At 53.5% G+C, this 12097-nt stretch carries 15 protein-coding genes and 1 pseudogene; 8 read left to right on the forward strand and 8 right to left on the reverse strand.

Annotated features, from left to right (window positions below):
* Window positions 1-17: 17 nt before the first annotated feature.
* Entirely contained in the window at window positions 18-188 is a 171-nt protein-coding gene (locus MOMUL_RS16485; protein WP_161484943.1) for a hypothetical protein, read from the reverse strand.
* 170 nt (window positions 189-358) lie between these two features.
* On the opposite strand from MOMUL_RS16485, the gene MOMUL_RS00625 reads away from it, so the two are divergent.
* The 3 genes from MOMUL_RS00625 to MOMUL_RS15460 all read left to right on the forward strand — a co-directional run bounded on the left by MOMUL_RS00625 (window position 359) and on the right by MOMUL_RS15460 (window position 2559).
* Entirely contained in the window at window positions 359-721 is a 363-nt protein-coding gene (locus MOMUL_RS00625) for a PadR family transcriptional regulator (protein ID WP_062280211.1), read from the forward strand.
* Between the two features lie 180 nt (window positions 722-901).
* Window positions 902-1798: a permease gene (locus tag MOMUL_RS00630; protein ID WP_062280213.1), complete on the forward strand. Its 897-nt coding sequence runs from the start codon at window positions 902-904 to the stop codon at window positions 1796-1798.
* 14 nt (window positions 1799-1812) lie between these two features.
* Window positions 1813-2559, forward strand: coding sequence for a DUF2703 domain-containing protein (locus tag MOMUL_RS15460; protein ID WP_084785367.1), 747 nt, complete (start codon window positions 1813-1815; stop codon window positions 2557-2559).
* Between the two features lie 96 nt (window positions 2560-2655).
* Here the strand turns inward: MOMUL_RS15460 and MOMUL_RS00640 are convergent, their stop codons facing one another.
* Genes MOMUL_RS00640 through MOMUL_RS00650 form a run of 3 tightly spaced genes read right to left on the reverse strand, consistent with a single transcriptional unit; the run spans window position 2656 to window position 4498 of the window.
* Window positions 2656-3027, reverse strand: coding sequence for a putative zinc-binding protein (locus MOMUL_RS00640; RefSeq protein ID WP_062280216.1), 372 nt, complete (start codon window positions 3025-3027; stop codon window positions 2656-2658).
* A gap of 18 nt (window positions 3028-3045) precedes the next feature.
* Window positions 3046-3291, reverse strand: a complete 246-nt coding sequence (locus tag MOMUL_RS00645) for a thioredoxin family protein (RefSeq protein WP_062280219.1) — start codon at window positions 3289-3291, stop codon at window positions 3046-3048.
* A 37-nt stretch (window positions 3292-3328) separates the two neighbouring features.
* Window positions 3329-4498 (reverse strand): permease, encoded by a 1170-nt coding sequence (locus tag MOMUL_RS00650; RefSeq protein WP_062280222.1) that lies wholly within the window; start codon window positions 4496-4498, stop codon window positions 3329-3331.
* A 289-nt stretch (window positions 4499-4787) separates the two neighbouring features.
* Here MOMUL_RS00650 and MOMUL_RS00655 point away from each other — a divergent pair, with 289 nt between their 5' ends.
* Entirely contained in the window at window positions 4788-5015 is a 228-nt protein-coding gene (locus MOMUL_RS00655; protein ID WP_062280224.1) for a sulfurtransferase TusA family protein, read from the forward strand.
* On the opposite strand, the gene MOMUL_RS00660 is transcribed toward MOMUL_RS00655, so the two are convergent.
* On the reverse strand, window positions 5016-5918 hold the full coding sequence (locus MOMUL_RS00660; RefSeq protein WP_062280227.1) for a selenium metabolism-associated LysR family transcriptional regulator: 903 nt from the start codon (window positions 5916-5918) through the stop codon (window positions 5016-5018).
* Between the two features lie 154 nt (window positions 5919-6072).
* Between MOMUL_RS00660 and MOMUL_RS00665 the strand changes: the two genes are divergently transcribed.
* The 4 genes and pseudogenes from MOMUL_RS00665 to trxB all read left to right on the forward strand — a co-directional run bounded on the left by MOMUL_RS00665 (window position 6073) and on the right by trxB (window position 8922).
* Complete coding sequence (locus MOMUL_RS00665) at window positions 6073-6744, forward strand: YeeE/YedE thiosulfate transporter family protein (protein ID WP_062280230.1); 672 nt, start codon at window positions 6073-6075, stop codon at window positions 6742-6744.
* 31 nt (window positions 6745-6775) lie between these two features.
* The gene (locus tag MOMUL_RS00670) at window positions 6776-7003 is read left to right on the forward strand and encodes a sulfurtransferase TusA family protein (protein WP_062280232.1); all 228 of its coding nucleotides are present in this window, start codon (window positions 6776-6778) and stop codon (window positions 7001-7003) included.
* A 37-nt stretch (window positions 7004-7040) separates the two neighbouring features.
* Window positions 7041-7583 (forward strand): annotated as a pseudogene (locus MOMUL_RS00675) (YeeE/YedE thiosulfate transporter family protein).
* 100 nt (window positions 7584-7683) lie between these two features.
* Window positions 7684-8922 (forward strand): thioredoxin-disulfide reductase, encoded by a 1239-nt coding sequence (gene trxB, locus MOMUL_RS00680; protein ID WP_062280234.1) that lies wholly within the window; start codon window positions 7684-7686, stop codon window positions 8920-8922.
* A gap of 55 nt (window positions 8923-8977) precedes the next feature.
* Here trxB and MOMUL_RS00685 read toward each other — a convergent pair whose 3' ends face one another.
* The 3 genes from MOMUL_RS00685 to MOMUL_RS00695 all read right to left on the reverse strand — a co-directional run bounded on the left by MOMUL_RS00685 (window position 8978) and on the right by MOMUL_RS00695 (window position 11995).
* Window positions 8978-11098 (reverse strand): heavy metal translocating P-type ATPase, encoded by a 2121-nt coding sequence (locus MOMUL_RS00685; RefSeq protein ID WP_062280237.1) that lies wholly within the window; start codon window positions 11096-11098, stop codon window positions 8978-8980.
* A gap of 11 nt (window positions 11099-11109) precedes the next feature.
* Window positions 11110-11457, reverse strand: a complete 348-nt coding sequence (locus MOMUL_RS00690) for an ArsR/SmtB family transcription factor (protein ID WP_141304769.1) — start codon at window positions 11455-11457, stop codon at window positions 11110-11112.
* A gap of 193 nt (window positions 11458-11650) precedes the next feature.
* Entirely contained in the window at window positions 11651-11995 is a 345-nt protein-coding gene (locus tag MOMUL_RS00695) for an ArsR/SmtB family transcription factor (protein ID WP_062280239.1), read from the reverse strand.
* Window positions 11996-12097 lie beyond the last annotated feature (102 nt).

Here is a 12097-nt window from a genome sequence, read left to right on the forward strand (position 1 = left end):
GAAAACTAGAAAATCTTCTACCTCTCGGGTTGCATAAGCACCCCTGCCAGGCAGGGAATCTTTTTAGGTAGCTTGGGAGCAATTTTCTCTAATACAAATTCCAGGGCCTCTTCGGCCTCTTTATCCAGGCATATACGTTGTAGTATTAGCTGGTCTTCCTCATCAAGAGCAATAAGAACTTTACCCATGTGATACCAACTCCCCAGCCTTAAAACTAGCTCATTCTAATTTTCCTATAAATACGCTTTAATAACTATATCCCTTCTGGAAAATACCTTGACACCACCAGCCGGGTACCATATAATACAAGCAGAAGCATTGCCCATCTATGTATAGAGGTTAAAGGTAGGGGGCATATATGGATTATACTGATCGCGAGTACTGGAACGGTATCATCAAGATGTGCCTGTCTAAATTTTTTATCCTGCGGGTTCTCTACACCCAGCCCATGCACGGCTATGAGATAGCCCGCACCGTAGCCGAAGTTACCAGGGGCTGCTGCACGCCTACCGAGGGGACGATTTACCCGGTACTCAGGGAGTTCGAGGAGGGCGGCTACGTCACTTCTTCCCTGGAGATAGCCGGGGGCCGGGAGCGCAAAGTCTATACCCTTACTCCTAAGGGACAGGAAGCCTTCCGGGTCGCTGTCGAGGCCTGGCGGGAGGTTACCAATTATATTTTACAGGCGGTAAAAGTACAGGAAAATAACGACCAATTGTAATGAATTGATACAACTCAAATGTCACTTAACCGGAGGAGGGATGAATATGTTTAGATTTATACATTGCCCATCTATGCATTGATGGATATATTATAAGTTCCAGGTTTAAACTACGCGTAAACCAAAATAGCACTTAACACCTGTTAACTGGAGCTAATACAATACTAGGGAGGTACAAAAATGGGCATCAATTCCTTAAGCCAGGCTCTTCATTTTTTCTTTGTCATTACAATCGAACTGGTGGTACTCTTCATCGGCGTCAGCTTCCTGGTGATGTTACTGCAGGAGTATATCCCGCCGGCCACCATCCAGCGGCTACTTACTGGACGCCGGGGCCAGGGTAACGTCCTTGGTGCGGCTCTGGGGGCTATTACTCCCTTTTGCTCCTGTTCCACCATCCCGATTATGGTGGGATTGATAAACGCCGGCGCCCCCTTCGGCGCCGCCAGCTCCTTCCTCCTGGCTTCCCCCCTTCTCAATCCCGTAATCCTCAGCTTATTCCTGGCCTTTCTGGGCTGGCGGGCCACGGTTGCCTACGCGGCTATAACCTTCATCCTCAGCGTCGTCCTGGGGGCTGTATGGGAAAAAATTGGCCTGGCCAGCCAGGTAAGAAGGATCCGCATCAGCGGCGGCCATGTTGACAACCAGGAAAGCCGGGATTTCCGCTCCCGGTTGCTTCGCGCCCTAATCGGGGCGTGGCATCAGTTTACCGGCGTATTGCCCTATCTCCTTATCGGTGTGGCGATAGGCGCTTTTATCTACGGCTTTGTCCCGGCCGAGTGGGTGGCCCGCGTAGCCGGCCCCGGCAACCCCCTGGCCATCCCGGTGGCGGCGGTTATCGGCATCCCCCTCTATATCCGCGTCGAAACGATGATCCCCATTGGTATGGTTTTGCTCCAGAAAGGTATGAGCCTGAGCACCCTCGTGGCTCTGATCATCGGTGGCGCCGGGGCCAGTATCCCCGAGGTTACCCTGCTGGCAAGCATCTTTAAGCCCCGCCTAGTGGTGGCCTTCGTTCTCACCATCTTTACCGTCGCCGTCCTGGCCGGGTATGTTTTTAATATTATCTTTGCATGAGGAGGCAATATATTATGGCGGAAAAGAAAGGACTGCTGGCCAAGGTCTTTGGCCGGCAGGGAGGTTCTTGCTGCTCTATCCGTATCGAGGAGATCCCTGAAGGTGAAAACCAAACCTCCAACAACGGTTGCTGCTGCGGCGTTCCGTCACCGGGCAGTCCGGAAAAAACTGCAGGGCAAGAAATAGGAACATCGCTCGTTACCCAGGATAACCAGCGTACCCTCGACATCGAGTTTCTCTACCTGGACCTGGATGCCTGCACCAGGTGCCGGGGTACGGGACGCAACCTGGAAGAGGCCCTTAACGAAGTGGCCGGGGTTTTACAGGCTACCGGGATCAAGGTTAACCTGAAAAAGATCCACGTCCAGACGGAAGAACAGGCCCTGGCCCTGGGATTTGTCAGTTCACCCACCATTCGCATCAACGGGCGGGACATCCAGCTGGAAGTGAGGGAAAGCCTTTGCGAATCCTGCGGCGACCTTTGCGGCGAAGATGTGGACTGCCGCGTCTGGGTATACCAGGGCAAGGAATATACCGAAGCTCCCAAAGGAATGATTATTGAGGCCATCCTGAAGCATGTTTACGGCGGCGGTATGGAAGCCCCGGCAGAAAGGGAAGTACCGAAGGAGCTGCCTGATAATTTAAAGCGCTTCTTTGCGGCCAAGCGCAAAAAAGAAGAAAACGCAGCCGGCAGTACGAGTAAACAGGCAGCAGAAGATTGTTGCTGCGGCATTTCCCCATTATCCAGGTGTTGCGATTGAAGCGTATATGCCCGCTCTGTCGTTGAAACATTAACAAGTGCTTTAAGCTACAAGATGGGCACAGGGCCACGGGAAATATAACCCGTGGCCCGGCCATTAAGATTCCAGGGATTCTTTTACCGCCTGGACCACCCGGTCCAGTTCTTCGCCCGTCCAGGCAAATTCATGATTCTTCTGGATTCCCAGCCTGGTCACCATAACATAGTCCGTCACCAGAAAGCCGGCATGCTCCACAGTTGCTTTCGCACAGCCTATAGGGCAGCCGTCTATCGCCACAATTCTCCTGGCCACCTTGGTGGACTCAACAATGCTCTGGACATGGCCACCCAGCCCGGCCAGGCAAAACAACTTGCCCGCGCCTTCTTGATCCAGCTTTACCGCCGCCTGGTTGGCAAGCTGGCCTACGTTCGAACCTCCCGCGCAGGGAAAGAGCATAATTTCTGCCGGTTCGCAGGTGCATTTCGCCATTACCAGCTCATCTCCCTTTTACTGGCTCATTTCCTCCTGGATCCATTTCTTGATCTCTTCTTTGTCGGGCACCCGGCCGAACACTTTGAGCTTGTTGTTGACCACCAGTCCAGGCGTCATCATAACCCCATAATCGGTTATCTTATTGAGGTCCGTCACTTTTTCCACATCAGCGGCCACGCCCATTTCCGCCAAGGCGTTTATCACGTTTTGTTCCAGCGCCTTGCACCGGGCACATCCCGTACCTAAAACTTTGATTTCCATGACCATCCATCTCCTTTTTCAATTTTTTACTTTAATTTTAGCCCACCAGGGCTCCAAATACCATCCCCGTTAAGGTAGCCATAATGACTACCAGGGAAACGTAGGCAAAGGTTTTCTTGAACCCCAGTATGCTGTTGATAACGAGCATATTGGGCAAACTCAAGGCCGGGCCCGCCAGCAGGAGGGCCAGGGCCGGCCCCTGGCCCATCCCGGACCCTATAAGTCCCTGGATTATCGGTACTTCCGTCAAGGTGGCAAAGTACATAAAAGCGCCGACAATAGAAGCGGTAAAGTTGGCTAAAAGGCTGTTGCCCCCCACCACCATGGCGATATATTTTGCCGGTATAATACCGGTATCGACGTTGGGCCTGCCCATCAGGAAGCCGGCCACCAGCACGCCCCCGAAAAGGAGGGGCAGGATTTTAATGCTGAAATCCCACGTAGAATCCACCCAGGCTGACAGTTCTTCCCGCTTAAACCAGGCCTTTAAAATCACCGCCAGGGCTAAGAGAAGAGCGATAACTAAATACCATTTGACACTGTATACCGCATACCAGAAGCCCGCTTGTTCTGCCGGCTTGCCCCAGGCGGCAAAGACAAGGATTAAGACCAGCACCAGGAAATATAAAGCAGTCTGCCCAAGCGTCCGCCGGGTTTCTCCTGTTTCCGGCATAAGCAGCCCTTTCGCCCGCTCCTGCTCTTCGCCCCTGAAGAGCAGGGCCATGATCAGGCCGATTACTACAGAAAACAGCACCGCACCCAGAGCCCTGGCCAGCCCTATTTGCCAGCCCAGGACCCGGGCCGAAAGGATAATGGCCAGGACGTTAATGGCCGGCCCGGAATACAGGAAAGCTATAGCCGGTCCCAGGCCGGCGCCGCGCTTATATATCCCCATGAACAGGGGTAAGACGGTGCAGGAACAGACGGCGAGGATTGCTCCCGACACAGCTCCCACTCCATAGGCTGTAACCTTGGGGCTTTCCGGTCCCAGGTACTTCATGACAGCCTGGGAAGAGAGGAAATTGCTCATGGCCCCGGCGATGAAAAGGGCGGGTACCAGGCAGAACAGCACGTGTTCCCTGGCGTATTCCTGCAGCATGTAGAAGGCTTCCAGGATGGCGCCCTGCATCCGGGGATGCTGGAAGGGCAGGAAATAGGCAGCCAAAAATACGGCGACAATCAACAGCAATTTGCCCTGCTTGCTCACAGAAAAGCATCTCCTTTTTGCGGTTTTTTACAGTTTGGCAAAAGCCAGTCTCACCTTAACCCGGCCAGAGCCCATGCCTAAAGTGGATTAACCATATTACATCCGGGCAGGCGGAATGTTTTATTATTACATTAGAATTTTGCTATATATGAGTTTAGATGCAACCGCTAGTTTTGTCAAGGGTAATAACCTTTAACCTGAAACTTTATTTATGATTGCGCTGGGAACAAACCGCCGGCAGGAATCTCACTCTTAAGGTACGAAAATAGGATAACTGAGGTGAGGGCTTATGGCAGAATATTTTATTGACGCCCTGGGCGAAATGTGCCCGGTACCCAATATCAAGATACGGGAAAAACTCAAGGAGCTGGAAGTAGGCGACGCCATCATCCTGAAAACCGACCACAGCTGTGCCACCATATCTATCAGGAACGAAATGCGTCGTAAAGGTTATAAGACGGCAGTTCAGGAGATCGATAACGGCATCTGGCAGGTAACTGTGCGGCGGGTGAAATAATTAACAGAAACCCCGGTTCGGGGAACGCAGGAAGTTGATAAAGGCTTTACCCAGCCTGGTCTGGATCCTTTCGCGGTTATAGGCCAGGTATATTTTTTGCTCAAGGGAAAGACCTTCAAGTTCCAGGGCCAGCAGTGTGCGCGTATGGAGTTCCTTGCGCAGGGCCAGCCGGGACATGATGGAGATGCCGACGCCGGCCTCTACGGCGGCTTTGATAGAATCAACGCTCGCCAGCTCCACCACGATATTGAGGTGGGACAAATCCAGACCAATAGAGTTCAGGGCCTCTTCGATGACCTGGCGGGTACCCGAACCAGCCTCGCGGATGATAAAAGGCTGTTTTTTTAATTCTTCAATACTGATACTGGTTCGATCAGTCCAGGGTTTTCTATTAGGGGCGATGATCACTAGCTGGTCTACGGCCAGCTCACAGGCAACAAAAGGCCCCTTTAAATCCTTGCCCTCAATAAGGGCGATGTCGATCCGCCCTTCTTTCAAGTCATTGATAATCTGCTGGCGGTTGGCCACCTTTAGCTTTAATACAGCTTCGGGAAATTTTTCCTTAAAGATGCAGATGCTGCAGGGAACAGCATAACCGCCAATCGTCGAGGTAGCCCCCACGGTCAATTGGCCTCCGACGGAGGCACGTAAACCCTCCATGGCGCTTTCCAGCTCGTCGTAAAGGGATACTATTTTGCGGGCGTAGTCTTTTAAAACTTCACCGGCATCGGTGAGGGTAACCCCCCGGTTGGTGCGTTCCAGGAGCTGGATGGCAAAAACATGCTCCAGGTGTTTGATCTGTTGAGTAACCGCCGGCTGGGTCAGGAAGAGACGCTGGGCCGTTTCCGAAAGGTTCCCTGTTTCGGCAACAGTAGCGAAAACGCGCAAGTTGTTCAGGTTCATTTTATCCTCCCCTGCTGGCAGGTTCTTTAATCCCTTTGCTATAAGTTATACTTATAGTAGCATAAGTGAAGCTAAGTTTACAAGGGGCGGTTGTTATTTTAAACTGGTGATAGTGAAGGCCTTCACGATAATAAAACTTAATGGAGGTGGGAACATGGCACAAAGTGAGGCTTCTTTGCGCTCCCGGGTTAGCTCACGCTCTAAAGCAAAGAAAAAGAACCAGATAGGTTATGCCCTCCTGGTCCTGGCCCTGGTAATTGCCTTTGGCGTCTTCCTGGGGAGCTTAAAAATCGCCCTCGCTGCCAAGTGGGTCTTCGGCCTTGCTTTTGGCTTCGTTTTGCAGCGCTCCCGTTTCTGCTTTACCGCATCTATGCGTGACCCTGTACTAACAGGCAGCACCTCTTTAACCCGGGCCGTGATTATAGCCATAGCAGTAGCCACTGTTGGCTTTGCCGCCATCCAGTTCTCCGCTTATATGGCCGGCAAACCTATTCCGGGTTTTATTAGCCCCGTAGGTATCCATACCGTTATTGGCGCTATTTTATTCGGCATCGGTATGGTTATCGCCGGCGGCTGTGCCTCCGGTACCTTGATGCGCGTAGGCGAGGGTTTCATCATGCTCATGGTCACCCTGGTCTTCTTCGTCACCGGTTCGGCCCTGGGCGCCTATCACTTCGGCTGGTGGCAGGGTTTCTCCATGAAATCCTCGCCGTCAATATTTTTGCCCAACGTCCTGGGCTGGCCGCTGGCCCTTCTGGTCCAATTCGGCCTCCTGGGCGCCCTATACTGGATGGCCACCTGGTGGGAATACCGGAAAGTGGAATAATTATTTCTAAATAAATGGAGGTTGATTAAGCATGGCCGAATATACCCTTGATGCCCTGGGCGAAGCCTGCCCGGTACCATTAATCCGCACGGAGAAAAAGATGCAGGAGCTGAAAGCAGGCGATATCTTGATTGTCCAGGTTGACCATAGCTGCGCCATGAAAAACGTCCCGGAATGGGCGCGGAAGCAGGGTTACAACGTAGAGCTGGAAGAGGTTGAAGAAGGTCGCTGGGACATTATTATCGAGAAAACCAAGTAATCATCCAAAATATTACGGGCAGGAAGGGAGGATAACGATGAGCAGGTATCAGGAAGAGGTGCTGAAACTCAAAAACGCCCTGCTAAAAGACCCGTTTCCTTACTGGCTGGGGGGTATTTTTCTAGGCGTCCTCAATATTGCCCACTTTGCCACCTTTGGTGCGCCGTGGGGTATCACCACCGCCTTTGCCAACTGGGGTGCCTGGATCGGCCAGGCTCTAGGCCTGCACCCGGAGAAGTGGGCCTTCTACCAGTCAGAGGCCAACGCCAAAATGCTGGCCGGTGGTTTCCTGAATGACGGGGGTTCCATCCTTGATGTGGGCATCATCCTGGGAGCCCTCCTGGCGACACTGCTGGCTTCCCAGTTTCGCATTAAAAAGATTAAGAATTACAAGCAGGTTGTCGGTGCTGTAGCCGGGGGCTTGTTGATGGGCTACGGCGCCAGGATAGCCTATGGCTGAAACATCGGTGCATTATTTAGCGGCACGGCTACGATGTCGCTTCATGGTTGGGTGTTTGGTATTTTCCTGCTGGCGGGTGCTTTCTTTGGATCGAAAATTTTAACCAAGTATCTGATTTAACCCGGATGATTTAACCTGGACTGGTGGGCTTAATTAAACAAGCGGGGCACAGGGGTTAGCTCCACTGCCCCGCTCTTAAGAGAAAGGGGTGCATGAGAAGATGCGGGAAAAGAAGGTTGAAAACTACGATGTGGTGGTTATCGGCGGCGGCGCTGCGGGGATGACGGCCGCTATTTATGCCGGACGCGCCCGCCTGAAAACCATTATGATCGAAAAGTCCCTGCCGGGCGGCCTGGCTACCTATACCAATGAGATTGAGAATTACCCCGGTTTTCCCGAGGGGAACACGGGCTTGGGCCTGATGCAACTTTTTGAACGCCAGGCCAAGAAATTCAACGTCAAGGTCAAGCTGGCCGAGGTCCAGGGGGTAGAACTGGAGGGGGAAACCAAGGTCGTCAAGACCTTTCGCACCGATTACCATGCCAAAGCGGTGATTATCGCTACCGGCGGCAAGCCGCGCCTGACCGGAGCCAAGGGTGAGGAGAAGTTCCTCTACGACAAAGGCATTTCCTTCTGTGCCACCTGTGACGCGGCTTATTACACCGGCAAGGAGGTAATGGTGATCGGCAGCGGCGATGCCGCCATTGAAGAAGCCATCTTCTTGACTAAATTTGCCAGCAAGGTGTATATCTCTGTTATCCACGATGTAGGCATTATGGACGCCAACAAGGTGGCCCAGGAGCAGGCGCGGCAGAATGAAAAACTGCATTTTATCTGGAACACTGTAGTCGAAGAGTTTGCCGGGAGCGAGCGCCTGGACACAGTAATTCTAAAGAACGTCAAGACTGGGGAGAGGATTCCCGTAAAAGTCGACGGCTGCTTCCTCTTTATCGGCTACCTGCCCAACACCGATCTCTTCCGCGGTATAATCAATATGAATGAGCGCGGTTACATCATTACCAATGAGCAAATGGAGACCAATATCCCGGGCGTCTTTGCCGCCGGGGATGTGCGGGATAAAGTCTTGCGGCAGGTGGCCACGGCCGTGGGTGACGGGGCCATTGCCGGTTTTATGGCGGAACGCTACATTGCGGAAAGCGAGTATTTTGCCCGGGAATTCCGGGAAGTCAAAGGGCCGCAGCTGGTATTCTGCTACGATCCTACCGATGCCCGCTGCCGCGAGATGATGACTGTAGTTGAAGCTATCCTGCAAAAACATCCGGAAATCAAGTTGAGCAAGATCGATGTCTATAAAGGCAAGAGTATGGCCCTGCGCCTGGGTCTTACGGGCGACCCCTGCCTGGTTTTAATACATGGCGGCAGGGTTACTGAAGTCCTGGCCCTCCCGGGGTTGACTCCCGAGCTCATTGAGGCCAGGATAAAGCAGCTTGCGGCATGAATTTTTAATAATCATGGTCCCGAACTGGTCTGGTTCGGGACTTTTTTGCCCGCCGTTAATTATTTTCACCATAGTTACGCCCGCTGCAACTGCCATAGCCACAACCCCTGCTTCCATATCTTAAGGTCCTGGTAGCATTAAAAACGGCCAGCAGGGTGACACCTACGTCAGCGAAAACAGCCTCCCAGATGGTGGCTACACCAAAAGTCCCCAGGCCAAGGAAAAAGGCCTTTACGCCTAAGGCCAGGGCCACATTTTGTTTCACGATCCGGGCCGTATGCCGGCTAATTTCCACAGCCGTGGCCAGTTTGAAAGGAGCATCCTCCATGAGAACCACATCGGCGGCCTCGATGGCGGCATCGCTCCCCAGGCCGCCCATGGCCACCCCCACGTCGGCCCTGGTGATGACCGGGGCGTCGTTGATGCCGTCACCCACGAAGGCGAGTTTCCGGCGGCGGTCAGGCAGAGCAGCCTGCAATTCCTCCACCTTCGCCACCTTGCCTTCCGGCAGGAGCTCGGCAAAGTAAGCGTCGACGCCCACTTCCTCAGCCACCCGGCGGGCCACCGCCTCCTCGTCCCCGGTAAGCATCACTATTTTCTTTATACCCAGCTCCTTAAGCCTGGTAATAGCCTCCCTGGCATCAGGCTTCACCTCGTCGGCAATGACGATGTAGCCGGCAAAGGTACCGTCAATGGCCACGTGGACACCGGTGCCTGCCACATTGCAAACCTCGTGAGCGATTCCTTCCCGGTGCAGCAGGCGGTCGTTGCCGGCCAGGACCCTTTTCCCGTCGACCACGGCGCTGATGCCGTGGCCGGGAATTTCCTGGTACTCGCTGACCCTCTCGGAGTCAATCTCCTGCCCGTAGGCCGCCCGGATGGACTGGGCGATGGGATGGCTGGAGTAGACCTCGGCGGCAGCAGCAGCTGCCAGGAGTTCATTTTCCTGAAAACCGTTGGATGGAACCACCTGCGTAACCCGGAAAACTCCTTTCGTCAGGGTACCGGTTTTATCAAAAACCACGGTATGCAGCCCGGTCAGGGCGTCCAGGAAGTTGGCGCCCTTGACCAGGATGCCCTGGCGCGAAGCCGCGCCGATACCACCGAAGTATCCCAGGGGGATAGAAACTACCAGGGCGCAGGGGCAGGAGATGACGAGTAAAACCAGAGCCCGGTAGACCCATGTCGAGAAGGTAGCCCTGGGCAGGACCAGGGGCGGGATGATAGCCAGGGCCAGGGCTCCCAAGACCACTGCCGGGGTGTAGTAACGGGAAAAGGCAGTGATAAACTGCTCCGTCGGGGCTTTACGGGCCGCGGCGTTTTCTACCAGCTCCAGGATACGAGCCACAGAGGATTCGCCGAAGGGCCTCGTCACTTTGACGGTCAGGAGGCCCTGGCCGTTAATCATCCCGGCCAGGATTTTTTCACCCTTTTCCACTTTGCGGGGCACGGCTTCCCCCGTCAGGGCCGAGGTGTCGACAAAGGAAACGCCCTCCACCACCTCGCCGTCCAGGGGTACTCTCTCGCCCGGCTTGACAACAATAGTTTGACCCACCTCTACCTCCTCCGGCCGTACCTGTTTTGTTTCCCCGTTTAGCTTCAAGTTGGCGTACTCCGGCCGGATATCCAGCAGGGCAGCAATGGAACGGCGGGAGCGATTGACAGCCCGCTCCTGGAAATACTCGCCTACAGCATAAAAGAGCATCACCGCTGCCGCCTCGGGTAGCTGGTGAATGGCAATGGCGCCAATAGTGGCAATGGTCATCAGGAAGTTTTCGTCAAAAAACTGGCCCCGGGTCAGATTGCGCACGGCTGTCGTGAGCACCCGCCAGCCTACCAGGAAGTAGGAGGACAAAAGAATCGTATACTCGGCCCACGCGTAAGGAGTACGATGAAGCTGCTGGTTAAAAATAAACCCTATTGCCAGGAGAAGGCCTGCAACTAAGATGATATATAATTGGGACTCCGGCCTCTGGCTGGTAGTATCTACAATATTCACGCCGGGTTCGACCCGGGCGATGACCTCCCGGGCCGCCGGTAGCAGTTCCGGGGGCAGGTCTAAGCTCTGGTTGGCGAAGTTAACGGTAACCTTTTCTAGACCTTTTACTTTACGCAGTTCCCGCTCAATCCTGGCAGCGCAACTGGCGCAGTCCAGTCCCTCCAGGGTGTAACGCATACCTTGGCCTCCTATCTCCCCTCAGCAAAGTGGGCCTGAGCCTCACGGATCAGGTTTAAGATGTGCTCATCATCCAGCGAATAATAGACCATCTTGCCGTCCCGGCGGTACTTGACCAGGCGCAAAGCTTTCAGCAGGCGCAGGTGGTGGGAGACGGCAGGCAAACTCGTGTCCAGGAGCGCGGCCAGATCACACACGCAAAGTTCCTGGTGGGCCAGCAGATAGAGGATTTTGGTCCGGGTTTCGTCTCCGAGGACCTTAAAAATTTCCGATAAACCGGCTACATCCAGCACCCTGTCCTTCAGGTGTTCAAGGTGGCCGGAAGGACAGAAGGTGTCACAGAGGTCATTATTAGGCAAGGATAACCACTCCAAACGATTAATCAATTGTTTAATTGTAGTATATTTATCTACTCCTTCAATGTCAAGCTCAGGAAGTTCAATTATCGCACTACGTTTTATAATTCTTGGAGAAAATAGAAAAGGAAGCTTATAGCTTCCCACGATACATATCTTTTGCGGTAGTTACCCGCGCCAGGGGTTGCATCCCGGTCTAACTTCCCTTACTTTCAACTTTACCCTGTAGCCCCTGCAGTTCCGCCATGGTTGTGGCTATCTCCTGGGTTAAAATCCCGCCCACCAGATCTAGAACCTGGAAGATTTCCGGGTGCTTGACCCGGTAGAGAACCTTTAACCCTTCTTTGCGGGAGACGACAATATCCTCCTTCCGCAGAACGGCCAGGTGCTGGGAGATATTCGGTTGCTCCAGCTCCAGGTCTTCTATAAACTCGCAGACACACTTCTCCCCCTGGCGCAGTTGTTCCAGGATCCTCACCCTGGTCGGGTGGGCCAGGGCTTTAAAAAATTCCGCCTTCAGGCTGTAGAGTCTCTCAGCCAATGAATATCCTCCTTATATGCGAATTTCTGCATATATTAGTTTATGCTTTAAAATCTGGATTGTCAAGGACCAGGGTCTAGCCGGGTGGTAAACAGGCTTCCG

Source organism: Moorella mulderi DSM 14980 (genome assembly GCF_001594015.1).
GTDB classification, from domain to species: domain Bacteria; phylum Bacillota; class DSM-521; order Neomoorellales; family Neomoorellaceae; genus Neomoorella; species Neomoorella mulderi.